We start from the raw sequence: 24,437 nt of genomic DNA, 5'->3' as shown, positions 1-24,437 counted from the left end.
CAATACATGTACAAGCTCATTGTGGACGACCTGCACAAGAAATACGGCGACAACGAGGTGCTCAAGGGCGTCTCGCTGCACGCGAAGGCGGGCGACGTCATCAGCATCATCGGCTCCAGCGGTTCAGGCAAAAGCACCTTCCTGCGCTGCATCAACTTTCTCGAGCAGCCTTGCTCGGGCACCATCACGCTCGGCGGCGAGTCGATCCGCATCGAGCGCGACCGCCATGGCACGCCGCGCATCGGCGATCCCAAGCAGTTGCAGCGCCTGCGCGTGAAGCTGGCGATGGTTTTCCAGCACTTCAATCTGTGGGCGCACATGACGGCGCTGGAGAACGTGATCGAAGCGCCGATGGCGGTGCTGGGCATCGGCAAGGACGAGGCGATCGCGCGTGCGCGCAAGTACCTGGAGAAAGTGGGACTGTCCGCGCGTATGGAGGCAATGTATCCGGCGCATCTTTCCGGCGGACAACAGCAGCGGGTGGCAATTGCGCGCGCGCTCGCGATGGAGCCCGAGGTGATGCTGTTCGACGAGCCGACGTCGGCGCTCGATCCGGAACTCGTCGGCGAAGTCCTGAAGGTGATGCAGGCGCTCGCCGACGAGGGTCGCACCATGATCGTCGTCACGCACGAGATGGGCTTCGCACGCAATGTATCGAACCACGTGGTGTTCCTGCATCAGGGCAAGATCGAGGAAGAGGGCCCCCCCGAGCAGGTGCTCGTCAATCCCAGGAGCGAGCGGCTCGGACAGTTTCTCGCGGGACGCCTGAAGTGATGCGATGCGGACAGGGCGGAACGCATCGGCCATGAGGCGCCGGGCATGAACGCCTGACCAAGCTGTTTTTTTGCCTGCGGGTCCGTTGTCTAATGGGAGTCGAGGGAAACGCCGGGGCAGCGCCCCGCGAATCGAACCGAATCGAATCCATGGAGACAAGCATGAGCGCAGGCAAGCCGAGGGTCGGCATGATAGGCGTGGGGATGATGGGCCACGGCATTGCATTGAACGTCGTCACCAAAGGCGGCTATCCCCTGGTGCTGCTGGACCATCCCGGCAACCAACCCGTCGACGACCTGCTGGCCGCCGGCGCCACCTTAAGCGCCAGCGCCGCCGACCTCGCCCGCCAGGCCGACATCGTCATTCTCTGCGTGACCGGCACGCCCCAGGTCGAGGACGTGCTTTTCAAACCCGACGGCGTGCTGGCGGGCATCAGGCCGGGCACCATCATCATCGACTGCTCGACCGCCATCCCCTCTTCCACCGTCAGGGTGGCCGAGGCGGTGCACAAAGCCGGCGGCCTGTTCCTGGACGCCCCCATGACGCGCACGCCCAAGGAAGCCGCGCAGGGCCGGCTCAACCTCATCGTAGGCGGCGACAAGGAACTCTTTGACCGCTGCCTGCCGCTGCTAAGGAGCTATGCCGAGAACGTGGTGCACGCCGGCCCCGTCGGCGCGGGCCACCGCATGAAGCTGCTGCACAACTACGTGTCCCTGGGCTTTTCCGCGGTCCTTGCCGAAGCGGCCGCCTGCGCCGAACGCGCGGGCGTCCAGCCCGAGGTCTTTACCGACATTCTCGCCACAGGCGGCGGCGGCGGCGTGGTGCTGGACAGGCTACGCCCCTATATCGAGTCGCGCGATACCTCCAGCTTCAGGTTCTCCATCGCCAACGCCAACAAGGACATGGGCTATTACGCCGCGATGGCCGAGGAAATCGGCGCGGCGCGGGAAACGGCGCTAGGCGTCCTGCACACCTACCAGCGGGCCTGCGAGGCCGGACTGGAACAGGCCGCGGTGCCGGAGATCATTGACCTCATGGTCAGGCAGCCCTGAGGGCCCGGCGGATTGCGCGAATGCGACGGGCCGCGCCGCCTGCAGGCAGCAATCCCTCCCAGCCGGGCGATAATCCCGTGCCATGAATCGCACGATCTATGCCGGTATCGTCAATGCCATCGCGCCGCTGCTCGCCCTGCGCGTGCGCCTGCGCGCGCGCAGCGACGCTTTCTACGGCGCCCACATGGGCGAGCGCTTCGGCCGCTACGAGCCTGGCGCGCTGGCCGCAGGGCGGCCCGTCTGGGTACACGCGGTGAGCCTGGGCGAGACCCGCGCCGCGCAGCCGCTCGTCAAGGCGCTGCTGGACCGCGGCCTGCCCGTGCTGCTCACTCATATGACCGCCACCGGCCGCCGCGAAGGCGCGCGGCTCTTCGCGCAGGCGATAGAACAAGGCCAACTGCGGCAGAGCTGGCTGCCCTACGACCTGCCCGCCGCCTGCCGCCGCTTCTACGCCGCCATGCAGCCGCGCTGCGGCATCCTCATCGAGCGCGAGGTCTGGCCCAACCTGATCCATGCCGCACGGCAGATCGGCCTGCCCATCGCCCTGGTCAGCGCGCGCCTGTCGGAGCGCTCGGCCCGTGCCGGCCAGCGTTACGGCGGCAGCGCCTTGCGGCAGGCCTATGCCGGCCTGGACAAGGTGCTGGCGCAGACCGAAGGCGACGCGCAGCGCCTGCGCGCATCCGGCGCGCGCGCGGTGTCCGTGACGGGCAACATCAAATTCGACGCCGCGGTCGCGCCCGCGCAGGTCAAGCGCGGCCGTGCGTGGAAACAGGCCTGGCATCGCAAGACCATTGCCATCGCCAGCACGCAGGATGGCGAGGAGGCCGCCTTCATCGCGGCCCTGGCTGCGCACGCCCCTGGGTCCGACGCGCTGGTCGTGCTGATCCCGCGCCACCCCGAGCGCTTTGACGGCGTATTCGATCTGCTGCAATCGGCCGGCCTGCGGACGATCCGCCGCAGCCGCATCGACCCGGCGCAAGCGTTGCCCGCGGACACGCAAGTGCTGCTGGGCGACAGCATGGGCGAGATGGTTTCTTACTACGCGGCCAGCGATGCGGCCATCGTGGCCGGCAGCTTCATCGCCCATGGCGGGCAGAACCTGATCGAGGCCTGCGCCACCGGCACGCCGGTGATCGTGGGCCCGCATACGCAGAATTTCGAGCAGGCCACGATCGAGGGCATCGCCGCGGGCGCCGTGCTGCGCCAGCCGGATGCGGCCAGCGCCCTGACGGCCGCCTTCGATTTGCTGGGCGACCCGGATAGGCGCGAAGCCATGAGCCAGGCCGGCCTGCGCTATGTGGCCCGCCACGCGGGCGCCGTGCAGCGCGTGCTCGATGCCATGGCGCCCATGCTCGGGCTTGCGCCGACCCCGCACGCTTGAGGCCCGAGGCCCTTCCGCCAGCATTTCCCACCCCCTGGGTTTTCCCCTAAATACAATCGAAAAGTCACGATTCAAACTATTGAAACCGGTTTCATACACCTTTATCCCCATGAACTACCGCTTTCAGTTCGGCCAGGTTTTTGCCGCCTGGCCCGATTTGCTGCACGGCACCTGGATCACCATTCAACTCTCGCTGACGGCCACGGTGCTCGGCCTGGTGGTGGCCATTGCCTGCGCATGGGGCAAGACCTCGGGGCCTGGCTGGCTGCGTCTGGTGATCAATGCCTACATCGAACTGATCCGCAACACGCCGTTCCTGGTGCAGTTGTTCTTCTTTTTTTTCGCCCTGCCGGCCATCGGCCTGCGCTGGACACCGCACACGGCCGCGCTGGTGTCCATGGTGGTGAACCTGGGTGCCTACGCCACCGAGATCATCCGCGCCGGCATCGAATCCATCCCCAAGGGCCAGATCGAAGCCGGCCTGGCGCTGAACCTCAAGCGCTGGGAAATCTTCCGCTTTGTCATCCTCAAGCCCGCCCTCAAGACGATCTACCCCGCGCTGACCAGCCAGTTCATCCTGCTGATGCTCAGTTCCTCCGTAGTCTCGGTGATCTCGGCCGACGACCTGACCTCGGTCGCCGCCAACATCCAGTCCCAGACATTCCGCAGCTTCGAGGTCTATATCGTCGTGACCATTATCTATCTGGCGCTGTCGCTGGCCTTCAGCGCGCTGTTCAAGCTGGTCTTCCAGACCTGCCTGAACTACCCCGACCGCCGCTGAGTCCAGCAAGGAACAAGAGATGCGTACTTTCGGCTGGCCCGAGCTGTGGTTCATCGTACAAGCGGCAAAATGGACGATCGCCCTGTCGGCCATCGCCTTTGCCGGCGGCACCGCCGTCGGATTACTGGTGGCGCTGGCGCGCACGGGCGGCAATGCGCCGCTCGCGCGTGGCGCCACCGTGTTCACGCAGATCTTTCAGGGCACGCCGCTGCTGCTGCAGCTGTTCCTGGTGTTCTTCGGCGCGCCGATCCTGGGGTTGGAGATCAACCCCTGGGCCGCCGCCGCCGTCGCACTCACCTTGAACAGCGGGGCCTTCCTGGGCGAGATCTGGCGCGGCTGCATCCAGGCCGTGCCGCGCGGCCAGTGGGAAGCGGCCGAGGCGCTATCGCTGTCGTATCCCTGGCGCATGCGCTCGGTGATCCTGCCGCAGGCCTTCAAGATCGCCGTGCCGCCCACCGTGGGCTACCTGGTGCAGATCATCAAGGGCACGTCGCTGGCCGCCATCATCGGCTTTACCGAGATCACGCGCGCCGGCCAGATCATCGACAACGCCACCTTCCAGCCGCTGCTCGTGTTCGGCGTGGTCGGCGCGATCTATTTCGCTCTCTGCTGGCCATTGTCGCTTCTGGCATGGCGCCTGGAAAAACGCCACGCCCGGGCAATGAGCCGCTGATTTAAAAGTTCTTTCCCCACGACTAGAAACTCAGGAGACAAGCATGATGAACATCAATCGACGTAGTTTCACCCTCGGCATGGCCGCCCTGGCCGCCGGCAGCATGCTGCCCGGTCTCGCATCGGCCCAGACGCTGGCCGATCTGAAGAAAAAGGGCAAGGTCACCATCGGCATGCTGGTGGACTTCCCCCCCTACGGCATCTTGAACAGCAGCAACCAGCCCGACGGCTACGATGCCGACGTGGCCAAGCTACTGGCCAAGGACATGGGCCTGAAGGCCGACATCGTGCCCGTGACCGGCCCGAACCGCATTCCCTATCTGCTGACAGGCAAGGTGGACATGCTGGTCGCTTCGCTGGCCGTCACGCCCGAGCGCGCCAAGCAGGTTCTGTTCTCCAAGCCCTACTCGGCCGCCTCCATCGTCCTGTACGGCCTGACCAAGCTGAACATGAAGACGCCGGCCGACCTCAAGGGCCTGCGCATCGGCGTGGCCCGCGCTTCCACGCAGGATGTGGCCGTGACCAAGATCGCGCCCGAAGGCACCCAGATCCGCCGCTTCGACGACGACGCATCGGCCATGCAGGCGCTCCTGTCGGGCCAGGTCGACGCGATCGGCTGCTCGGTGACGGTGGCCGCGCAGATCGCCAAGCGCGCGCCGGCCGGCCAGTTCGAGACCAAGTTCGGGCTGCTGCAGCAGAACATGGCGGTAGCGCTGCGACCGGGCGATGACGCGCTGGTCAAGACCGTCAACGACCTCATCGCCAAGAACACCGCCAACGGCGAACTGGACAAGCTCTATCAGAAGTGGCTGGGCGCCCCCCTGCCCAAGCTCGACTGACCCTGGTTCGCCGCTGCCGGAGTCCGCATGACCACCCCCGCTCAAGAACCCATCATCCGCCTGCAAGGCGTCGAGAAATGGTATGACAAGTTCCAGGTGCTGACCGACATCAATCTGGAGGTCCGCGCTGGCGAGCGCATCGTGATCTGCGGGCCGTCGGGTTCGGGAAAATCCACGATGATCCGCTGCATCAATCGGCTCGAAGCCGTGCAGAAAGGCAGGATCACCGTGGACGGGATCGACCTGACCGCCGGCGGCCGCAACGTGGACAGCGTGCGCCAGGAGGTGGGCATGGTGTTCCAGCAGTTCAACCTGTTCCCGCACCTGACCATTTTGCAGAACTGCACCCTGGCGCCGATGCGTTCGCGCGGCCTGTCCAAAGCCCAGGCCGAGGAACGCGCCATGAAATACCTGACCCGCGTGCGCATTCCCGACCAGGCGCACAAGTACCCGAGCCAGCTCTCGGGCGGCCAACAGCAGCGCGTGGCGATCGCGCGGGCGCTGTGCATGTCGCCCAAGATCATGCTGTTCGACGAGCCCACCTCGGCGCTGGATCCCGAGATGGTCAAGGAGGTGCTCGACACCATGATCGGCCTGGCCGAGGACGGCATGACCATGCTGTGCGTGACCCATGAAATGGGCTTTGCCCGCAGCGTGGCCGACCGCGTGCTCTTCATGGCCGACGGCAGGATCATCGAGCAGGGCCCACCGAGCGACTTCTTCGGCAATCCGCAGCACCCCAAGACGCAGGCTTTCCTGGGCCAGATACTGAGCAATCACCACGCCTGACCGTCCGAGCCGGCGCGCAGTCCCGCCGGGCGGCAGCCGGCGGCGCCTGTCCGACACGCCCAGAGCGAACCCGCAATGCATATGATCCCGTCCGCCTCCGCATCCAAGACTCTGATCTCGCTGACCTCGTTCGGCGCGGCCCAGGTGCTGCGCCGCGGCCAGCTGTGGTTCGCCCGCCTGTCGCAATCGGCCGGCGCCGACGGCGTGGAGGTGCGCGAGGAATTGCTGCGCGATGCCGCGGGCGAACTGTCCGAACTGGCGGCCTGGGCAAGCGAGGCCACGCAGGATGGATCGATGAGCGTGGTCTATTCCTGCCCGCGGCCCCTCTACGCGCCCGACGGCACGCTGGCGCTGGCGGCGCTGCAGCACGGCGTCCAGGCCAGCCGCCGGCTCGGGGCCGATCGGCTCAAAATGTCGATAGGCCGCTTCGCCGCGCAGTCGGACGGGTTCGAGGCTATCGCCCGGACGCTGGCCGGTTCCGGCGTCGCGCTGCTGATCGAGAATGACCAGACCGCGGACGCAGGCACGATGCCGGCGCTCGATCGCTTTTTTGCCCAGGGCGATGCCGCCGGCCTGCCGCTGCCCATGACCTTCGACATGGGCAACTGGGCCTATCAAGGCGAATGCGCGCTGCAGTGCGCCCAGCGGTTTGCGCAGCGCGTCGGCTACATCCATGCCAAGGGCGTGCAGCGCCTGCCCGCCAAATGGGTGGCCGTGCCGCTGGCAGAATCCGCGCTGCCCTGGCGCGCCACGCTGCGCGCGTTGCCGGCCGCAGTGCCGCGCGCCATCGAGTACCCTCTGATCGGCGATGACCTCCAGGCTCTGGTCCAACGAGAACTGCGGATTCTGCGCGACGCCCGGGCCCCGGCCTTTTTTCTTGCACCCTGACGCCATGACCGCCGCAAAAACCTACGATATCGCCGTCTTCGGCGAAGCCATGCTGCTCCTGATCGCCGACCGCCCCGGCCCGCTGGAGCGGGTGCAAACCTTCACCAAGGGCATCGCCGGCGCCGAAATCAATGTGGCCGTCGGCCTGTCGCGCCTGGGCTTTGACGTGCGCTGGTTCAGCCGCGTGGGCGCCGATTCCATGGGCCGCTACCTCGTCAACCACCTGTGCGGCGAAGGGGTGAACTGCGAGGGCGTGGCGATGCAGGCCGCGCAGCGCACGGGCTTTCAGTTCAAGGGCCAGGTGGACGACGGCAGCGACCCGGTCATCGAATACCATCGCAAGGGCTCGGCGGCGAGCCTGATGACGCCGGCCGACGTCGATGAATCCAGGCTCGCGGGCGCGCGCCACTTGCATGCCACCGGCGTATTCCCCGCGATCTCCGAGACGGCGCTGGCCACGGCACGGCGCACGCTGCAGGTCGCACGGGACAGCGGCAGCACCATTTCATTCGACCCCAATCTGCGCCCCACGCTGTGGCCGGACGAGGCCACCATGCGCCGCGAAATCAATGCGCTGGCCGCCGGCGCCGACTGGGTGCTGCCAGGGCTGGCCGAAGGCGCGCTGCTCACCGGCCAAGCGAGCCCCGAAGCCATCGCGCGCTTTTATCGCGACCTGGGCGCCAGCCTGGTCGTCGTCAAGCTGGGGGCCGACGGCGCCTACTACGACCACGCTGAGCTGGGATGCGGCCACGTGCCGGGTTGCCCCGTCCAGACAGTGGTGGACACCGTGGGCGCGGGCGACGCTTTTGCCGTCGGCGTAATCAGCGGCCTGCTCGACGGCCTGGCCGCGCCCGAGGCCGTCGCGCGGGCCTGCTGGATCGGTGCGCGCCAGGTGCAGGTACGGGGCGACTCCGAGGGCCTGCCCAGCCGCGCCGAACTGCAGGCCGCGGGCCACTGACCCGGCGCGTCCGCCCATGTCCCGCATACTGGTATTTCGCGAATTGCCCGATGACCTGCTGGCGCGCCTGCGGGCGGCGCACGAAGTGACCGTGGCCAACCCGCGCAAGCCCGAGCAGCGCGCGGCCTTCATGGCCGCCCTGCCCACGGCGCAGGCGCTGATCGGTTCGAGCTTTGCCATCACCGACGCGCTGCTCGACCATGCCAGGCAACTTGAAATCATTTCCAGCCTCTCGGTGGGCGTGGACAACTACCCGCTGGCCTCGCTCAAGGCGCGCGGCATCGCGCTGTGCCATACCCCGGGCGTCTTGACCGAGACGACGGCCGACACCATTTTCACGCTCATGCTGGCCACCTGCCGCCGGGTGGTCGAACTGTCCAGCCTGGTGCGCGAGGGCCGCTGGACCGGGAACATCGGCCAAGACCTGTTCGGCTGGGACGTGCACCACAAGACCGTCGCCATCCTGGGCTTCGGCCGCATCGGCCAGGCCGTGGCGCGCCGCGCGGCGCTGGGTTTCGCCATGCAGGTGCTCTATACCAACACCGGCCCGGTGCAGGTTCCCGAACTGCAGGGCAAGGCACGCCACGTGCCGATGGACCAGGCGCTGGCCGGTGCCGACATCGTTGTCAGCACGCTGCCGCTCACGCCGCAGACACGCCACCTGATCAATGACACCACGCTGGCGCAGATGCGACCCGGCGCCTTCCTGATCAACGGTTCGCGCGGCGGCATCGTCGACGCCGACGCGCTGCTGCGCGCGCTCGACAGCGGCCATCTGCGCGGCGCGGGACTGGACGTGTTCGAACCCGAACCCTTGCCGCTGGATTCGGCGCTACGCACGCACCCGCGCGTCACGCCCCTGCCGCACGCGGGATCGGCCACGCACGAGACCCGACGCGCCATGGCCGAGATGGCCGTGGACAACCTGCTTGCGCTGCTGGCGGGCGCCACGCCGCCAGCGGCCTACCCGCTATGAGCACACAGCGCTCAGGCCAGGTGGCGCCGGGCCGGGCCACCATCGCCGACGTGGCGCGGCACGCGGGTGTATCCAAGGCCACGGTATCGCGCTATCTCAACGGCCGGCACCAGTTGCTCACCCCCGACATCGCCGAACGTGTACGCGACGCCATCGAGACGCTGAGCTACCGCCCCAGCCCCATGGCCCAGGCGCTCAAGCACGGCCGCTCGCGGCTGATCGGACTGGCCGTGGCGGACATCACGAATCCGTTCTCCGTGGCCGTGCTGCAAGGCGCCGAAAAGGCCTGCCAGGAAGCCGGCTACCTGCTGGTGCTGTTCAATCTGGGCAACAAGCCCGGCCGCGAGCGCGACGCGCTGCAGGCCCTGACGGACTATCAGATCGACGGGCTCATTCTGAACCGCGTGGATACCCGCGTGCAGCTTTGGCAGAGCGCTGTCGGATACGGCAAGCCCATCGTCCTGGTGGATCGCGCGCAAGAGGGCGTGGACGCCGACTATGTTTCCGTGGACAACGCCGCCGTGGTTGCCCAGGCCCTGGAGCACCTGCACTCGCGCGGCTGGAACGAGGTGCTGCTGGTCAGCGAACCCTGCAACGGCGTCAGTTCGCGCAGCGCGCGCCGCGACACGTTCATCGCAGTCATGGCACAACAGACCGACAAGCCTCAGGGCATGCGTGGCAGCTTCTGGGAAAGCACGACGGATAACCGGGAGCAGCTCATGCAGCGCCTGCTGGCGCTGCGGGCACAGGCCCAGGACCGCCGCCCGGCCGTACTGGCAGGCAATGCCGTGGCCACCTTGCGGATCGCGTCGGCGGTACAGGCGCTGGGCTGGTCTCTGGGCAGGGAGATTGGCTTTATCGGCATCGACGAAACAGAATGGGCCGCCCTGATCGGCCCAGGACTGAGCACCATAGCCCAGCCCACCGACGCGCTGGGCCGGACCGCGGCACGCTGCCTGATCGAACGGTTGCAGGGCTGGAGCGGCGCTGCGCGCAAGATCGAACTGCCCGGCACGCTGCAGGTACGCGGCTCGTCGTGACCGGCGGCCGGCGGCGGGCATCCAGTCACATCTGCAGCACTTTGCCCGGATTGAACAATCCCTGCGGGTCGAGCGCCCGCTTGATGCGTTTCATCAGAGCCAGTTCGATGGGACTCTTATAGCGCGGCAACTCGTCGCGCTTGAGCTGGCCTATGCCGTGCTCGGCGCTGATCGAGCCGTCGTGATCCCGCACGCTGGCATGCACCATATCGTAGATGCGTGGCTGTAGCGCCAGAAGCTCGTCCTGCGACAAGCCCGGACCGCGCGCCACGTTGTAGTGCAGGTTGCCGTCGCCCAAGTGGCCGAAGATCACATTGCGTATGCCGGGAAAGCCCGCCTGCAGCGTGGCATTGGTAAGGTGCACGAAATCGGCAATGCGCGAAATGGGAATCGACACATCATGCTTGACCGACTTGCCTGTTTCGGCCTCGGCCAAGGGGATGCTCTCGCGCAGGTGCCACAGGGCCTTGCTCTGCGCGACGCTGGCGGCAATGGCCGCATCGCTCGCCACACCGTCCTCGATGGCCTGCCCCAGCACGGACTCGAAACGCTCACGCGCATGGGCCTCGCTTTCGCTGTCAGACAGCTCGAGCAGGGCATACCAGGGCGATTGCGCTGAGATGCCCTCGAAGGGCAGGCGCTGCTGCGGGAACAATTCGGTCACCCGATGCAGGCAATCGCCCGCCATCAACTCGTAGCCTGTCAGCGAAGCGCCGAAGCCGGCGCGCGCGCGCGACAACAGCTCCACGGCGGCGTCGATGCTGCGCAGGGCCAGCAGCGCCGTACAGGTGGCCACCGGCAAGGGATAGAGCTTGAGCGTCGCCGCCGTGATGATGCCCAGCGTGCCTTCGCTGCCCACGTACAAGTCGCGCAGGTCGTAGCCGGTGTTGTCCTTGCGCAGGCCGCGCAGGCCGTGCCAGACCTCCCCCTCGGCCGTCACCACTTCCAGTCCCAGCGTCAGATCGCGGGTGTTGCCGTAACGCAGTACCTGCGTGCCGCCCGCGTTGGTGGCCAGGTTGCCGCCTATGGTGCAACTGCCCTCGGCCGCCAGGCTCAGGGGAAAAAGGCGACCCCGGTCTTCGGCCGCGTCCTGCACCGCCTGCAGCACGCAGCCAGCCTCGACCGTGATGGTGTCGTTGTCAGTATCGATGGCGCGCACGCGGTTCAGCCGAGCCGTGGACAGAACCACGGCCCGGCCCGACTCGTCCGGCGTGGCGGCGCCGCACAGGCCGGTGTTGCCGCCCTGCGGCACCAGGGGCACGCCGTGGCGCGCGCAGGCGCGCACTACGGCCGCCACCTCGTCGGTGCTGCCTGGCCGCGCCACGGCCAGCGCCGAGCCCTGGTAGCGCCGCCGCCAGTCGAGAAGAAAAGGGGCAGCGTCAGCCCCTGTCAGCACATGATCGGCACCCAGCAGGGACTGCAATTCGTTCAGCAAAGTCATGGTGGACACTCATCATCGGGAAGGATGATCCTATTGTAGGAGGCGGCCGCGATCCAGAGTCCATGATTGGATACGCCCTGTTTCCCAATGGCATGGCCATCCCCCACCACACCGGCCGAATCAGAGATAATCGCGACGGGGGCCGGCCCCATCGCCCGCCCCAAGCTATTGCACAAGGATTTTCCGTGAGCACCACGTCTTTCCCCGCTTCCGTCTTCAAGGCCTACGACATCCGGGGCACCGTTCCCGATCTGATCAATCCGGACTTCGCCCGCGCGCTGGGCCTGGCATTGGCCGCCCGCGCCCGCAATGCCGGCATCAAAGCCGTGGCGGTCGGATACGACGGCCGCCTAAGCAGCCCCGCGCTGGCCCAGGCGCTGACCGACGGACTGACCGCCGGCGGGGTCGACGCGCTGGACATCGGCATGGTGCCCACGCCGCTGGTCTACTATGCCGCCTTCACGCAGGGCACCGGCACCGGCGTGGCCATCACCGGCAGCCACAATCCGCCCAAGTACAACGGCTTCAAGATGATGCTGGACGGCAAGGCGCTCTATGGCGACCAGATCAAGCAGTTGCCCGGCGAGATGGCCGCTGCCCTGCCCGCCGCCACGCCTGGCAGGCACGTCAAGCTCGATCTGGTGGGCGAATACATCGAGCGCATCGTCTCCGACGTCAAGCTTGCGCGCCGCATGAAGATCGCGATCGACTGCGGCAACGGCGTGGGCGGCGCGGTCGCCCCGGCGCTGCTGCGGGCCTTGGGCTGCGACATCGATGAGCTCTATACCGAGGTCGACGGCAACTTCCCCAACCATCACCCCGACCCGGCCGAGCCGCACAACCTGGAAGACCTGATCAGGCACGTCACCACCACCGACTGCGAACTGGGCCTGGCTTTCGACGGCGATGCCGACCGCCTGGGTGTAGTCACCAAGTCCGGCCAGATCATCTGGCCCGACCGCCAGCTCATCCTGCTGGCCCGCGACGTGCTCACGCGCGTGCCCGGGGGCACCATCATCTACGACGTCAAGTGCAGCCGCCACGTCGGCCTGGCGGTCGAGAAGGCCGGCGGCAAACCGCTGATGTGGATGACCGGCCATTCGCTGGTCAAGGCCAAGCTGGCCGAGACCGGGGCGCCCCTGGCCGGTGAAATGAGCGGCCACATTTTCTTCAAGGAACGCTGGTTCGGCTTCGACGACGGCCTCTATACCGCGGCGCGCCTGCTTGAGATCGTCTCGCGCAGCGCCAATCCGTCCCAAGTGCTCGAAGAACTGCCGCAGGCCATTTCCACGCCTGAGCTCAAGATCGAGATGGAAGAAGGCCAGCCGCACGCCATCATCCGCGAACTGCAGGCCAAGGGCGACTTCCCCGGCACCGAGCGCGTGGTCACCATCGACGGCGTGCGCGCCGAATACGCCGACGGTTTCGGACTGGCGCGCTCGTCCAACACCACGCCGGTCATCGTGCTGCGTTTCGAGGCCGATAGCGAAGCGGCGCTCGCGCGCATCCAAAACGAATTTCGCCGCGAACTGCTCAAGCTCGCGCCGCAAGCCAAACTGCCCTTCTGATCGCCATGCCTTCCGATCTTCCCTCCAGCCCCGCCTGGCAGCAGTTCGCCGCAGCAGCGCGCGGCGCGCCGCTGGACGGCGCGTCCCTGCGCATCATCGAGGCGGCCGGCCTGCAGGTCGACCTGACCACGCAGCGCCACAGCGCGCCGCTTGACCTGGCTGGCGCGGCTTTGCTGGCGCAGCAAGGTTTCGAGAGAACCCGCGCGGGCCTCTTCGCAGGCGAATCCATCAACTGGACGGAACACCGGGCGGCCTGGCATACCGCCCTGCGTGCCGCTCAGCCGCCAGCCGCCGTGGCAGCGCAGATACTGGGCGAGCGCCAGCGCGTGCGGCAGTTCGTCGCCGACGCCGATGCCCGCGGCGCCTATAGGCATGTGCTGCACCTGGGCATCGGCGGCAGCGACTGGGGGCCGCGCATGGTGGTGCGCGCACTGGGCGACAAAGGCCTGCATCGCCGCATTCGCTTCGCGGCCAACGTCGATGCGCACGACATCCTGCTGCAGCTGGGCGAACTCGACCCGGCGCAGACCCTGGTGATCGTCTCCTCCAAGACCTTCACCACAACCGAGTCGCTGGCCAATGCGCAGGTCGCGCTGGACTGGCTGCGCCAGGCCGGTATTGCCGACCCGTTCAGCCACATGGTCGCCGTGACAGCCGCGCCGCAGGCCGCGCGTGATTTCGGCGTGGCCCACGAGCGCATCTTCCGTTTCTGGGACTGGGTAGGCGGCCGCTATTCGCTGTGGTCCGCCATCCACCTGCCCATTGCCCTGGCGCTGGGCAACGACACCGTCGACGAACTGCTGGGCGGCGCCCAAAGCATGGACGATCACTTCCTGGCCGCCCCCATCGCCGCCAACGCGCCGGTGCAGATGGCGCTGGCCGCGGTGGCCAACCGCAGCGTGCTCGGCTATGCCACGCAGGCCATCGCGCCTTACGACTCGCGCATGGCCTACCTGGTGCCCTGGGCGCAGCAGCTGGAAATGGAGTCGCTGGGTAAGTCGACCACCGCCGACGGCACGCCGGCCGGCGTGCCCACCAGTGCGGTGGTCTGGGGCATGACGGGAACCGACAGCCAGCACACGTTTTTCCAATGGATGCACCAGGATGCCCAGGGCGCGCCGGTCGATTTCATCGCCTGCCGCCAACCCGACCATGACTACGGACGCAATCACCGTATTCTGCTGGCCAACTGCCTGGCTCAGCGCGCGGCCCTGCTTACGGGCAAGCCCTATGAAGAGGCCCTGAGCGAGACCCAGCGCACCGAAAGCGATCCGGCCCAGGCCGCGCTGCTGGCGCGCCATCGCGTGCATCCGGGCGGGCGCCCTTCCACGCTGATCATGCTACCCAGGCTCACCGCCCACACGCTGGGCGCGCTGCTGGCGCTGTACGAGCACAAGGTGTTCACGCAGGGCGTGCTGTGGGGGATCAACACCTTCGACCAGTGGGGCGTCGAATTCGGGAAAGTGTTGGCCAAACGCATCATCGCAGAGCTGGATGCCGCCGATGCAGGCGCGGGAGCCTGGAAGGATGCTTCGACTCGGCATTGGATTGGCTTGCTGAGTCGGCAGTGATTGGTCCTTGGGCCGTCCTGTAGGCAGCAGCTAAGCCCTGTTCGCTTCGGAGTGCCGGGTTGGGCCGCCGCCTTAAGCGGCCAAGGTCCGCTGAGCGGACTGCCCCCTCATTTAGGCGCTCGCAGGGTTCCAACTGAGCAGGGTTTGCAAGCTCTGTGAAGCGGACTGCCCCCTCATTTAGGCGCTCGCAGGGTTTAGGCGCTGCCTAAAGGACTACAGCTGGACTACAGCTACGTACGTCCGAGGCTCTCGATGAAAAGAGGGCCACATCATTTTAGGATAAAAAAAAGCCCGAGATCGAAAGATCTCGGGCTAAATCCACCAAAGGAGGAGGGTGGAGGAGACAACCTTGGCATGTCGGGATCAACCTGGGCTGGAATGTTACTGGCCAGCTTCGGGATCGCTGCAGAAGGGGTTGGGCTTGCTTTTGAACCGTGCCATCTGCGTTTCGGCATCCGATGACTCAATCATACTCAAAACTATTGTGCAGTGCAAGAATTTTTGAACCCAGATGTATCAAATCCAATACGCGGTGCCCGTCATGGCCTTGGACATGGCCCGCATGGCTCCTCGCGCCAAGGGCGGCAAGGACACTGCGCCCGCCCGTTCGGCACTGTCGCGATGGCCGGCCTCGTCGTCCTTCATGCACTGCACCACTTCCCGCGAACGCCGGTCCTGTTCGGGCAGGGTCTGCAAATGCCCTTCCAAGTGCGCCTCGACCTGGCGCTCGGTCTCGGCCATGAAACCCAGGTTGCGCGGCACGCCGGCGTAGCTAGCCAGCATGCCCAGCGCGAAGGAGCCGGCATACCAGAGGGGATTGAGCAGGCTGGGGCGACTGCCCAGCTCGTCCAGGCGCCGACCGCACCAGACCAGGTGATCGACTTCCTCCGCTGCCGCCTCGCGCAGCAAATTACGGGCCGCTTCGTCGCGGCAGCCCACGGCCTGCCCTCGGTACAGCGCCTGCGCGCAGACTTCGCCCACGTGGTTGACACGCATCAGCCCCGCTGCGTGGCGCTTCTCCTTGTCCGACAACTGGTTGGCAGGCTCCTGGGCCTTGGCCGGATAGGGCCTGCCCGCCGACGCCGCGCCCGACAACACCCGCAAGGCCCGGTCGGCTTCGTCCAGCAACCCGTCGATGAAACCGGGCCGCATCGGGGGCCTCGGCAGCCGAGGCAGCTTGGCGAGCATCCGGGTAAATGGCAGGGTCGTGGACGGCATGGCGATCTTCCAGCATGGGCATAAAAGGGACATTTTACGCAACGGGGTAATATCGGTGGCTAAGGTTCCCGGTTCGTCGCGGTTGGACGGCCCCAGGGACCCCGGCCTGGTCGACTGACTCGGCCCCTGCCGGGGCCTGCGCCAAAAAGGCGGGTCCCTAGGTTCGCCCAACCGCGACGACCGACGCAAGAACTCAGGTAACGAACACCCGCAAGGACCCAAAACATGGAATGCACAGTCGAATGGGGCGGCCCCTCGGGCATGCTCTTTACCGCCAGCACCGGCAGCGGCCACGCCACCGTGATGGATGGCGCCGTCGACGGCGGAGGCCATAATCTGGCGCCCCGCCCCATGGAAATGGTCCTGGTCGGCACCGGCGGCTGCACCGCCTACGACGTCGTGCTCATACTCAAGCGCGGCCGACACGCCGTAACCGGCTGCAGCGTCAAACTCGAAGCCGAGCGCGCCGCCGCCGACCCCAAGGTCTTTACCAAGATCCATTTTGCCTTCACCGTCACCGGCCGCGATCTGCCGCGCGAAGCCGTCGAGCGCGCCGTGGCGCTGTCGCACGAAAAATATTGCTCGGCCTCGGCCATGCTGGAGAAGACCGCCGAACTGACCTTCGGCGTCGAGATCGTCCAGTCCCTTTGAGCGCGCACCGATGAAACAGTACCTGGACCTCGTGCGCGCCATCATCGACCAGGGCAGCTGGCAGGAAAACCGCACCGGCGTGCGCACCCTGTCGCTGCCGGGCGCCGCGCTGCGCTTTGACCTGCAGCAGGGCTTTCCCGCAGTCACCACCAAGAGGCTGGCTTTCAAATCGGCCATCGGCGAACTGGTGGGCTTCATGCGCGCCACGCGCAGCGCCGCCGATTTCCGCGCGCTGGGCTGCAAAGTCTGGGACCAGAACGCCAACGAAAACGCGCAGTGGCTGGCCAACCCCTACCGTGAAGGCCCGGACGACCTGGGTCCGGTCTACGGCGTGCAATGGCGCCAGTGGCCGGCCTATAAATCGCTGCCCGCGGCGCGACCCGGGCAGATCGCCGACGCACTCTCGCGCGGCTATGCCAAAGTGGCCGACATTCAGGAGAACGGCCAGCCGCACGTGCTGCTCTACAAGGCGGTCGATCAGCTGCGCCAGTGCCTGGACACCATCATCGAACGCCCGGGCGACCGGCGCATCCTGTTCCACGGCTGGAACTGGGCGCAACTCGAGGAAATGGCGCTGCCACCCTGCCACCTGCTCTATCAGTTCCTGCCCAATGCCGGCACGCGCGAGATCTCGCTATGCCTGTACATCCGCAGCAACGACGTGGGCCTGGGCACGCCGTTCAACCTCGCCGAAGGCGCGGCCCTGCTGCACCTTGTCGGCCGGCTCACCGGCTACAGACCGCGCTGGTTCTCGTACTTCATTGGCGACGCGCACATTTACGAAAACCATTTGCCCATGCTGCGCGAGCAACTCGCGCGCGAACCTTACGCCCCGCCGCGCCTACAGCTGTCGGACCGCGTTCCCGACTACGCCGTCACCGGCAAGTACGAACCCGATTGGCTGGAACGCGTGGAACCCTCGGACTTCGTCCTGGCGGACTACCTGCACCATGCGCCGCTGACCGCGCCGATGGCCGTTTGACGCTAGCCGCGCAGTGCCTGCGCGTGGTGGGCGATATGCTCGCCGATGAAGCTGGAAATGAAGTAATAGCTGTGGTCGTATCCGGGGCGCATGTTCAGCTGCAGAGGATGCCCGACCGCGTCGCAGGCCGCCTGCAGCCGCTGTGGCTGCAACTGGCTCTGCAGGAATTCGTCGCCTTCCCCCTGGTCGATCCGTAGCGGCAGCCGTTCGGCGGCATGTTCGACCAGCGCTACCGTGTCGTACTGCCCCCAGGCTTGACGATCGTCGCCGAGATACGCCGAGAACGCCTTCTGGCCCCACGGCACCTGGCTGGGCGCGACGATAGGCGAGAACGCCGACACGCTGCGGTAGCGGCCCGGGTTGCGCAGCGCGATGACCAGCGCGCCATGGCCGCCCATCGAATGCCCGCTGATCGCACGCCTGTCCGTGGCGGGAAACGTTGCTTCGATCAATGCGGGCAGCTCTTCGACCACGTAGTCGTACATTCGGTAGTGCGCCGCCCACGGCTGCTGCGCGGCGTTGACATAAAAGCCCGCGCCCTGCCCCAGGTCGTAGGCCGCGTCGTCGGCCACCTGCGCGCCGCGCGGGCTGGTGTCGGGCGCCACCACAATGAGTCCATGGCGGGCCGCATATTCCTGGGCGCCGGCCTTGGTAATGAAATTCTGCTCGGTGCAGGTCAGGCCCGACAGCCAGTACAGCACGGGACATGCCTGGCCGCGCAAGGCCGCCTCGGGCAGGTAAAGCCCAAAGCGCATCTCGCAGCCCAGCGTGGGCGACACGTGTTTCCAGACCTGCTGAGACCCGCCGTGGCTGGCGTGCTGCTCGATACGCTCCATGGGGCTAGGCCTCGTTCAATAGCGCACGACAGTGCGGATCGACTTGCCTTCGTGCATCAGATCGAAGGCTTCGTTGATCTCGTCCAGATGGCGCGTGTGCGTGACGAAGGGCGCAAGTTCGATCTTGCCCTGCATCGCGTCCTCGACCATGCCCGGCAACTGCGAACGGCCCTTTACGCCGCCGAACGCCGTGCCCCGCCAGCTGCGGCCGGTCACCAACTGGAAAGGCCGGGTGGAGATCTCCTGGCCCGCGCCGGCCACGCCGATGATGATGGACTGCCCCCAGCCGCGGTGCGCGCACTCGAGCGCGGCGCGCATGACGTTGACGTTGCCGATGCATTCGAACGAGTGATCCACGCCCCAGCCCGTCATCTCGACGATGACCTGCTGGACGGGCTTGTCGAACTCCTTGGGATTGACGCAGTCGGTGGCGCCGAAGGTTTTGGCCAGCTCGAACTTGCCCGGATTGGTATCGATGGCGATGATGCGCCCCGCCTTGGCCTGGCGCGCGCCCTGGATCACCGCCAGGCCTATGCCGCCCAGGCCGAACACCGCCACGCTGTCGCCCGGCTGCACTTTGGCGGTGTTGTGCACCGCCCCGATGCCGGTCGTCACGCCGCAACCGAGCAGGCAGACATGCTCGGGATTCGCATCGGGATGAATCCTGGCCAGCGACACCTCGGCGACCACCGTATATTCGCTGAAGGTCGAGCAGCCCATGTAGTGATAGACGGGCTTGCCCTGGTAGGAAAAGCGCGAGGTGCCGTCCGGCATCACGCCCTTGCCTTGCGTCGCGCGCACGGCCACGCACAGATTGGTCTTGCCCGACTTGCAGAACAGGCACTCGCCGCATTCGGCGGTATAAAGCGGAATCACATGGTCGCCGGGCTTGACGCTGGTCACGTCTTCACCGACTTCGACCACGATGCCGGCGCCCTCATGGCCCAGCACCACCGGAAACAGCCCTTCCGGATCGTCACCCGACAGCGTGAAGGCATCGGTATGGCATACGCCCGTATGGGTGATCCTGACCAGCACCTCGCCCTTTCTGGGCGGCGCAACGTCGATCTCGACGATTTCCAGAGGCTTGCCCGGCGCGAAGGCAACTGCGGCACGTGATTTCATGACTATCCCGGTGAGAGCAAAGAGGGGCTTATACGAACGTATATAGTAGTACGCGCAAGGCGCGGACCACTTCGCCTCACACCTCATTCGCATTTCACGCCCATGCCGCACCGCCTCACCCTGATCGTCGCGTACGCCAACAACCGTGTCATCGGACGCGACAACAAACTGCCCTGGAAGCTGCCGGGCGACCTGGCCCACTTCAAGCGCACCACGCTGGGCCACCCCATCATCATGGGCCGCAAGACCTGGGAATCCCTGGGCCGGCCGCTGCCGGGCCGCACCAACATCGTGGTCACACGCCAAGCCGGCTACGCGGCCGAAGGCGCCGTGGTGGCGGCTTCCCTGCAGGCAGCGCAAGATGCCTGCCCCAAGGACGCGGCGCCGTTCGTAATCGGCGGCGCCCAGCTCTACACCCTGGCCCTGCCCGCCGCCGAGCGCATCGTGGCGACCGAAGTACACACCCTTATCGACGGCGACGCCTGGTTCCCCGAGCTGCCGCCAGGCCAATGGCGCGAAACGGGCCGCCAGTCGCAGCCTGCGGAGAATGGCCTGCAATACGACTTCGTGACATACGAGCGCATTACAGATTAAAGCGCGCAGCGACGATGCGGCTTAAGAACTGCAACTAAAAAACCAACACGCAACAGCCCGCCAGCAGGCCGCTCAGCGCGGTAGCAATCAATTGCTATCGCCGCTGCCGTCGTTGCTGCCATCCCCCACGCCAGGCAACATCTGCTCTATCTCGCTGACATCGCGCTCGTGTCCGTTGATGGACAGCTTGCCCTTGCCGTACCGCACGTCGGTCACCAGATTGGAGCCGTCGTCGCGCACCAACCCCAGCATGGTTCCAATGCCCGCCACGCCGTTCACCTGCCTGGGCGCGGCCTTGTCGGCCTCTTGCTGGCTCATGCCCTGCGCAATGACCAGATAGCTCGCGGTCAGCTCATTGAGCATGGCCTTGGACAGGATCAGCTTGGCCGTCAACGATGCCAGGGCCGGTTTGGCCGCGTCGGCATTGGCCGGCTGGCCAGCCTCGTCCTGCGGTAACCGCCCCTTGGCCGTCATCATGAAACGGCCTTCGCCCTTGTCCGTCTTCCAGATCAGGGGATCGATCTCCAGCGACTGGGGATTGGCCTTGATCGATACCTGCCCGCCGCCCAGGTTCGCGCCGTCGTACGACAGCGAAGCGAACTCCGTCGTGCTTTGCAGATCCTGCGTCGAGCGATTGAACCGGCTGCGCGACTGCGCGCCGCCGAACGCGATCTTGTGGCCTTTGTAGGTAAGGTCCAGGGGCGCCACATTCAGGGTGCTCTGGGTATTGCCGCCATAGGACAGGGCGATGTCGCTCGAAACCGGCGTCTTGCCATGCGCCGCATCGAACAGCGCCTTGGCCGCATCGGTCCGCGCGATCGCGCTGTGCACCCAGGCCAGGCGCGGCCCGACGATGCCGTGCGACAGCGCCTGCAGCGGGAAAGGCCCGTGGTAGGCCGTCACATCGACCTGCAGCGCGCCGGCCGGCAACACCGGATTGCTGGCGTCCCGGGCCTTGCCCACCATGGTCAGGCCGTAGCGCGCGTGCGAGGAGAAAAAGCCGCGCACATAGCTCAGCTGCTCGACCTTCATGCCGTAGGCCGGATAGACCTGGATCAAGCGCTGATTCAGCTCGGCCAGGCGCTCGGGCGCCTCGGCCTGCAGGCGCTTGCCTGTGTACCAGGTGCTGCCCAGCCAGCCGGCGGCCAGGACTACGACCACCCCGCCGACAATCGCTGATTTCTTCATTTTGGCATCCCAACGTCATATCGACAAAAAACCGCGCCGGAAAACCCTCCGGCGCGGCTCTATGGTACTTGAATGCGCTGCGGCGATCCTGGCGGGTCTTTCGCCCGGGAAGCGCTTACTTGGCCACCGGCATGGCGAACTCCGCGCCCTTGGCGATGCTGTCGGGCCAGCGCTGCATGATGCTCTTATTGCGCGTGTAGAAACGCACGCCCTCTTCGCCATAAGCATGGTGATCGCCAAACAGCGAACGCTTCCAGCCGCCAAAGGAATGCCAGGCCATGGGCACCGGGATGGGCACGTTGATGCCCACCATGCCCACCTTGATCTGGCGCGCGAAGGCCCGCGCGATGCCGCCGTCGGACGTGAAGCACGCCACGCCGTTGCCGAATTCATGGGCATTGATCAGCGCCACGGCGCTGGCAAAATCAGGCACGCGGACCACGCATAGCACCGGCCCGAATATCTCCTCGCGGTAGATCTTCATGTCAGCCGTGACGTGGTCGAATAGCGTGCCGCCCAGGAAAAATCCGTTTTCGTGGCCGGGTACCGTAAGGCCGCGGCCGTCGACCCGCATCTGGGCACCCGAGGCGATGCCGTCCTCGATATAGCCCAGGATCTTGGCGCGGTGCTGCTGCGTGACCACCGGCCCCATCTCGGCATCGCGCTCCAGGCCGTTCTTGACCACCAACGACTTCACGCGCGGCACCAGGCGTTCGATGACCTTGTCGGCCACCTCGCCCACCAGCACGGCCACCGAGATTGCCATGCAGCGCTCGCCGGCCGAACCGTAGGCGGCGCCCATCAATGCGTCGGTGACCTGATCCAGATCGGCGTCGGGCATGACCACCATATGGTTCTTGGCGCCACCCAGGGCCTGCACGCGCTTGCCGCGCCGAGTGCCCTCGGAATAGATGTACTCGGCGATCGGCGTCGAACCCACAAAAGACAGGGCCTCGACCTTGGGATGCGCGATCAGCGCATCCACCGCCGACTTGTCGCCGTGCACCACATTGAATACGCCGTCGGGCAGCCCGGCTTGCTCGAGCAGCTCGGCCAGGCGGTTGGCGCAGGAAGGATCGCGCTCGGAAGGCTTGAGCACGAAAGTATTGCCGCAGGCCAGCGCCACCGGGAACATCCAGCACGGCACCATCATCGGGAAGTTAAAGGGCGTGATGCCCGCCACCACGCCCAGCGGCTGGCGCATGGTCCAGTTGTCGATGCCGCCGCCGATCTGGTCGGTGTACTGGCCCTTGAGCAGGTGCGGAATGCCGCAGGCGAACTCCACGATTTCCAGACCGCGCGTGACTTCGCCCAGCGCGTCGGTAAAGACCTTGCCGTGCTCGCGCGTAATGATCTCGGCCAATTCGTCCTGGTGCTCCTCGATCAGCGCCTTGAACTTGAACAGAATGCGCGCGCGCTTGAGTGGCGGCGTTTCGGCCCAGGCCGGAAACGCCGCGGCCGCGGCAGCCACGGCGGCATCGACTTCGGCCGCGTCGGCCAGCGGTACCGAGCGCGTCAGTTCGCCCGTGGCGGGGTTGTGGCCTTCGGTGTGGCGACCGCTGCGGCCCGCGACAGGCTGGCCGTTGATGTAATGGGTAAGCTGGTTCATGAATTCTTTCTTGCCGGGGAAAAAAGGATCTGGGTGGATGCGGGCGGCGGCTCAAGCCACCGTGGCCAGCACCTTGCCGATGCGTTCGAACATCTCGGCGATCTGCGCCTCGGAGATGATGAGCGGCGGCGACACGGCCAGAATTTCGCCGGTGTAGCGCACCATCAGGCCCTGGTCGAAGCACTTCTGGAACACTTCGGCGGCCCGGGCGCCGACCGCGCCGTCGCGCGACTTGAGCTCGATGCCGGCCACCAGGCCCAGGTTGCGCACGTCCACCACGTGCCTGGCGTCTTTCAGGGCGTGGGCTGCCGCCTCGAAAGTCGGCGACATCTCGGCGGCGCGTTTGAACAGCCCCTCGCGGCGATAGAGGTCCAGCGTGGCGACCACGGCGGCCATGGCCAGCGGATGGCCCGAATAGGTGTAGCCGTGGAACAGCTCGATGCCAGCCGCCGTGGCATTGACCACGGTGTCGTGCACGTCGCGGCGCACCGCCACGCCGCCGCAAGGCACGGCCGCGTTGCTCAGGCCCTTGGCCAGGGTGAGGATGTCGGGCATGACGCCGAAACGCTCGGCGGCCGTGGCCGCGCCCAGGCGGCCAAATGCCGTGATGACCTCGTCGAAAATCAGCAAAATGCCGTGCTTGGACGTGATCTCGCGCAGGCGCTCCAGATAGCCCACGGGCGGGACCAGCACGCCAGTGGAGCCCGCCAGAGGCTCGACGATCACCGCGGCGATGGTCGAGGGATCGTGCAGCGCGATCACGCGCTCCAGATCATTGGCCAGTTCCGCGCCCCAGGCCGGCTGGCCCTTGGAGAAGGCGTTCTTTTCCAGATTGTGCGTATGGGCAATGTGATCCACGCCGGGCAGCAGTGCGCCCGAATAGGCCTTGCGGTTGGGCGAGATGCCGCCCACCGAGATGCCGCCAAAGCCCACGCCGTGATAGCCGCGCTCGCGGCCGATCAGGCGCGTGCGCTGGCCCTCGCCGCGTGCGCGGTGGTAGGCCAGCGCGATCTTCAGGGCCGTATCGACCGACTCGGAACCGGAATTGGTGAAGAAGATGCGGTCCATGCCCTGGGGCATGATCCCGGCCACGGCGGACGCGGCCTCGAAGACCAGGGGATGGCCCAGCTGGAAGGCCGGCGCATAGTCCATCTGGGCAGCCTGGCGGGCGATCGCCTGGACGATCTCGGTGCGGCAATGGCCGGCGTTCACGCACCACAGGCCGGCCGTGCCGTCCAGGATCTGGCGGCCGTCGGCCGAGGTGTAGTACATGCCGCAAGCGCCGGTCAGCAGGCGCGGCTGCGCCTTGAATTGCTTGTTGGCGGTAAAGGGCATCCACAGATGGGAAAGATCGAGGTCGGCCATGACGGGTTCCAGGAAACAGGGCGAGCGCGCGTGGCTCACCCAGGAAATGAGTGGTGGAATTCTGGTCCTGGCGATCGGGCCTGAACATATACAATCCCAATATAGGACGCTATCTGTATTGGTTATATTTTTATAACTG

23 protein-coding genes are annotated in these 24,437 nt (G+C 66.4%); 16 read left to right on the top strand and 7 right to left on the bottom strand.

From position 1 onward, the window contains the following. Positions 1–6 precede the first annotated feature (6 nt). From H143_RS0109240 to H143_RS0109190, 11 genes are all read left to right on the top strand, one after another. Complete coding sequence (locus H143_RS0109240) at positions 7–774, top strand: ABC transporter ATP-binding protein (RefSeq protein ID WP_019937956.1); 768 nt, start codon at positions 7–9, stop codon at positions 772–774. A gap of 161 nt (positions 775–935) precedes the next feature. Next, a complete protein-coding gene (locus tag H143_RS0109235; RefSeq protein WP_019937955.1) occupies positions 936–1,826 on the top strand; it encodes an NAD(P)-dependent oxidoreductase in 891 nt (296 codons plus the stop codon). A gap of 82 nt (positions 1,827–1,908) precedes the next feature. Continuing rightward, on the top strand, positions 1,909–3,207 hold the full coding sequence (locus tag H143_RS0109230) for a 3-deoxy-D-manno-octulosonic acid transferase (protein ID WP_019937954.1): 1,299 nt from the start codon (positions 1,909–1,911) through the stop codon (positions 3,205–3,207). Between the two features lie 109 nt (positions 3,208–3,316). Continuing rightward, positions 3,317–3,988, top strand: a complete 672-nt coding sequence (locus H143_RS0109225) for an amino acid ABC transporter permease (RefSeq protein ID WP_019937953.1) — start codon at positions 3,317–3,319, stop codon at positions 3,986–3,988. Positions 3,989–4,007: 19 nt separating this feature from the next. Further along, on the top strand, positions 4,008–4,661 hold the full coding sequence (locus H143_RS0109220) for an amino acid ABC transporter permease (RefSeq protein WP_019937952.1): 654 nt from the start codon (positions 4,008–4,010) through the stop codon (positions 4,659–4,661). A 43-nt stretch (positions 4,662–4,704) separates the two neighbouring features. Continuing rightward, entirely contained in the window at positions 4,705–5,499 is a 795-nt protein-coding gene (locus H143_RS0109215; protein WP_019937951.1) for a transporter substrate-binding domain-containing protein, read from the top strand. A 27-nt stretch (positions 5,500–5,526) separates the two neighbouring features. Continuing rightward, the gene (locus tag H143_RS0109210) at positions 5,527–6,288 is read left to right on the top strand and encodes an amino acid ABC transporter ATP-binding protein (RefSeq protein WP_019937950.1); all 762 of its coding nucleotides are present in this window, start codon (positions 5,527–5,529) and stop codon (positions 6,286–6,288) included. Positions 6,289–6,369: 81 nt separating this feature from the next. Next, the gene (locus tag H143_RS0109205) at positions 6,370–7,176 is read left to right on the top strand and encodes a TIM barrel protein (RefSeq protein ID WP_019937949.1); all 807 of its coding nucleotides are present in this window, start codon (positions 6,370–6,372) and stop codon (positions 7,174–7,176) included. 4 nt (positions 7,177–7,180) lie between these two features. After that, positions 7,181–8,134: a sugar kinase gene (locus tag H143_RS0109200; protein WP_019937948.1), complete on the top strand. Its 954-nt coding sequence runs from the start codon at positions 7,181–7,183 to the stop codon at positions 8,132–8,134. Between the two features lie 16 nt (positions 8,135–8,150). Beyond that, positions 8,151–9,110: a D-glycerate dehydrogenase gene (locus tag H143_RS0109195; RefSeq protein WP_019937947.1), complete on the top strand. Its 960-nt coding sequence runs from the start codon at positions 8,151–8,153 to the stop codon at positions 9,108–9,110. After that, positions 9,107–10,150 (top strand): LacI family DNA-binding transcriptional regulator, encoded by a 1,044-nt coding sequence (locus H143_RS0109190; protein WP_019937946.1) that lies wholly within the window; start codon positions 9,107–9,109, stop codon positions 10,148–10,150. Before H143_RS0109195 ends, H143_RS0109190 begins: the two co-directional genes overlap by 4 nt. A 25-nt stretch (positions 10,151–10,175) precedes the next feature. On the opposite strand, the gene H143_RS0109185 is transcribed toward H143_RS0109190, so the two are convergent. Then, positions 10,176–11,591 carry an FAD-binding oxidoreductase gene (locus H143_RS0109185; RefSeq protein WP_019937945.1) on the bottom strand — a complete coding sequence of 472 codons (1,416 nt, stop codon included), beginning with the start codon at positions 11,589–11,591 and terminating at the stop codon, positions 10,176–10,178. A gap of 185 nt (positions 11,592–11,776) precedes the next feature. Between H143_RS0109185 and H143_RS0109180 the strand changes: the two genes are divergently transcribed. Together H143_RS0109180 and pgi are read left to right on the top strand one after the other, a co-directional pair. Continuing rightward, positions 11,777–13,159, top strand: a complete 1,383-nt coding sequence (locus tag H143_RS0109180) for a phosphomannomutase/phosphoglucomutase (protein WP_019937944.1) — start codon at positions 11,777–11,779, stop codon at positions 13,157–13,159. Positions 13,160–13,164: 5 nt separating this feature from the next. After that, on the top strand, positions 13,165–14,730 hold the full coding sequence (gene pgi, locus H143_RS0109175) for a glucose-6-phosphate isomerase (RefSeq protein ID WP_019937943.1): 1,566 nt from the start codon (positions 13,165–13,167) through the stop codon (positions 14,728–14,730). 516 nt (positions 14,731–15,246) lie between these two features. On the opposite strand, the gene coq7 is transcribed toward pgi, so the two are convergent. Continuing rightward, complete coding sequence (gene coq7, locus H143_RS0109165; protein WP_019937941.1) at positions 15,247–15,882, bottom strand: 2-polyprenyl-3-methyl-6-methoxy-1,4-benzoquinone monooxygenase; 636 nt, start codon at positions 15,880–15,882, stop codon at positions 15,247–15,249. Positions 15,883–16,173: 291 nt separating this feature from the next. Here coq7 and H143_RS0109160 point away from each other — a divergent pair, with 291 nt between their 5' ends. Both H143_RS0109160 and H143_RS0109155 read left to right on the top strand, forming a co-directional pair. Further along, positions 16,174–16,599, top strand: coding sequence for an OsmC family protein (locus H143_RS0109160; RefSeq protein WP_026349876.1), 426 nt, complete (start codon positions 16,174–16,176; stop codon positions 16,597–16,599). Positions 16,600–16,609: 10 nt separating this feature from the next. Then, on the top strand, positions 16,610–17,581 hold the full coding sequence (locus H143_RS0109155) for a thymidylate synthase (RefSeq protein ID WP_019937939.1): 972 nt from the start codon (positions 16,610–16,612) through the stop codon (positions 17,579–17,581). A 2-nt stretch (positions 17,582–17,583) separates the two neighbouring features. Here H143_RS0109155 and fghA read toward each other — a convergent pair whose 3' ends face one another. Beyond that, positions 17,584–18,417 (bottom strand): S-formylglutathione hydrolase, encoded by an 834-nt coding sequence (gene fghA, locus H143_RS0109150; RefSeq protein WP_019937938.1) that lies wholly within the window; start codon positions 18,415–18,417, stop codon positions 17,584–17,586. Between the two features lie 15 nt (positions 18,418–18,432). Then, the gene (locus H143_RS0109145; RefSeq protein ID WP_019937937.1) at positions 18,433–19,542 is read right to left on the bottom strand and encodes an S-(hydroxymethyl)glutathione dehydrogenase/class III alcohol dehydrogenase; all 1,110 of its coding nucleotides are present in this window, start codon (positions 19,540–19,542) and stop codon (positions 18,433–18,435) included. 102 nt (positions 19,543–19,644) lie between these two features. Between H143_RS0109145 and H143_RS0109140 the strand changes: the two genes are divergently transcribed. Then, on the top strand, positions 19,645–20,136 hold the full coding sequence (locus H143_RS0109140) for a dihydrofolate reductase (RefSeq protein WP_019937936.1): 492 nt from the start codon (positions 19,645–19,647) through the stop codon (positions 20,134–20,136). A gap of 87 nt (positions 20,137–20,223) precedes the next feature. Here the strand turns inward: H143_RS0109140 and H143_RS0109135 are convergent, their stop codons facing one another. The 3 genes from H143_RS0109135 to H143_RS0109125 all read right to left on the bottom strand — a co-directional run bounded on the left by H143_RS0109135 (position 20,224) and on the right by H143_RS0109125 (position 24,268). Then, entirely contained in the window at positions 20,224–21,324 is a 1,101-nt protein-coding gene (locus tag H143_RS0109135; RefSeq protein ID WP_019937935.1) for a YdgA family protein, read from the bottom strand. A 115-nt stretch (positions 21,325–21,439) separates the two neighbouring features. After that, positions 21,440–22,933 carry a CoA-acylating methylmalonate-semialdehyde dehydrogenase gene (locus H143_RS0109130; protein ID WP_019937934.1) on the bottom strand — a complete coding sequence of 498 codons (1,494 nt, stop codon included), beginning with the start codon at positions 22,931–22,933 and terminating at the stop codon, positions 21,440–21,442. Between the two features lie 51 nt (positions 22,934–22,984). Then, on the bottom strand, positions 22,985–24,268 hold the full coding sequence (locus tag H143_RS0109125; protein ID WP_081627124.1) for an aspartate aminotransferase family protein: 1,284 nt from the start codon (positions 24,266–24,268) through the stop codon (positions 22,985–22,987). Positions 24,269–24,437 lie beyond the last annotated feature (169 nt).

The sequence above is a fragment of the Bordetella sp. FB-8 genome (assembly GCF_000382185.1).
Taxonomy (GTDB): Bacteria; Pseudomonadota; Gammaproteobacteria; order Burkholderiales; family Burkholderiaceae_B; genus Bordetella.
The sequence above is the reverse complement of the archived record's forward strand: the minus strand, read 5'-3'. Positions and strand labels throughout refer to the sequence as shown.

Bases quoted from the DNA above. Each gene is read 5' to 3' on its own strand.
- H143_RS0109125 (WP_081627124.1), bottom strand. From the start codon at position 24,268: ATGCCCTTTACCGCCAACAAGCAATTCAAGGCGCAGCCGCGCCTGCTG.
- pgi (WP_019937943.1), top strand. From the start codon at position 13,165: ATGCCTTCCGATCTTCCCTCCAGCCCCGCCTGGCAGCAGTTCGCCGCA.
- H143_RS0109205 (WP_019937949.1), top strand. From the start codon at position 6,370: ATGATCCCGTCCGCCTCCGCATCCAAGACTCTGATCTCGCTGACCTCG.
- coq7 (WP_019937941.1), bottom strand. From the start codon at position 15,882: ATGCGGCCCGGTTTCATCGACGGGTTGCTGGACGAAGCCGACCGGGCC.
- H143_RS0109240 (WP_019937956.1), top strand. From the start codon at position 7: ATGTACAAGCTCATTGTGGACGACCTGCACAAGAAATACGGCGACAAC.
- H143_RS0109225 (WP_019937953.1), top strand. From the start codon at position 3,317: ATGAACTACCGCTTTCAGTTCGGCCAGGTTTTTGCCGCCTGGCCCGAT.
- H143_RS0109135 (WP_019937935.1), bottom strand. From the start codon at position 21,324: ATGAAGAAATCAGCGATTGTCGGCGGGGTGGTCGTAGTCCTGGCCGCC.
- H143_RS0109210 (WP_019937950.1), top strand. From the start codon at position 5,527: ATGACCACCCCCGCTCAAGAACCCATCATCCGCCTGCAAGGCGTCGAG.
- H143_RS0109130 (WP_019937934.1), bottom strand. From the start codon at position 22,933: ATGAACCAGCTTACCCATTACATCAACGGCCAGCCTGTCGCGGGCCGC.
- H143_RS0109230 (WP_019937954.1), top strand. From the start codon at position 1,909: ATGAATCGCACGATCTATGCCGGTATCGTCAATGCCATCGCGCCGCTG.
- H143_RS0109200 (WP_019937948.1), top strand. From the start codon at position 7,181: ATGACCGCCGCAAAAACCTACGATATCGCCGTCTTCGGCGAAGCCATG.
- H143_RS0109195 (WP_019937947.1), top strand. From the start codon at position 8,151: ATGTCCCGCATACTGGTATTTCGCGAATTGCCCGATGACCTGCTGGCG.
- fghA (WP_019937938.1), bottom strand. From the start codon at position 18,417: ATGGAGCGTATCGAGCAGCACGCCAGCCACGGCGGGTCTCAGCAGGTC.
- H143_RS0109145 (WP_019937937.1), bottom strand. From the start codon at position 19,542: ATGAAATCACGTGCCGCAGTTGCCTTCGCGCCGGGCAAGCCTCTGGAA.
- H143_RS0109140 (WP_019937936.1), top strand. From the start codon at position 19,645: ATGCCGCACCGCCTCACCCTGATCGTCGCGTACGCCAACAACCGTGTC.
- H143_RS0109185 (WP_019937945.1), bottom strand. From the start codon at position 11,591: ATGACTTTGCTGAACGAATTGCAGTCCCTGCTGGGTGCCGATCATGTG.
- H143_RS0109220 (WP_019937952.1), top strand. From the start codon at position 4,008: ATGCGTACTTTCGGCTGGCCCGAGCTGTGGTTCATCGTACAAGCGGCA.
- H143_RS0109190 (WP_019937946.1), top strand. From the start codon at position 9,107: ATGAGCACACAGCGCTCAGGCCAGGTGGCGCCGGGCCGGGCCACCATC.
- H143_RS0109155 (WP_019937939.1), top strand. From the start codon at position 16,610: ATGAAACAGTACCTGGACCTCGTGCGCGCCATCATCGACCAGGGCAGC.
- H143_RS0109215 (WP_019937951.1), top strand. From the start codon at position 4,705: ATGATGAACATCAATCGACGTAGTTTCACCCTCGGCATGGCCGCCCTG.
- H143_RS0109160 (WP_026349876.1), top strand. From the start codon at position 16,174: ATGGAATGCACAGTCGAATGGGGCGGCCCCTCGGGCATGCTCTTTACC.
- H143_RS0109235 (WP_019937955.1), top strand. From the start codon at position 936: ATGAGCGCAGGCAAGCCGAGGGTCGGCATGATAGGCGTGGGGATGATG.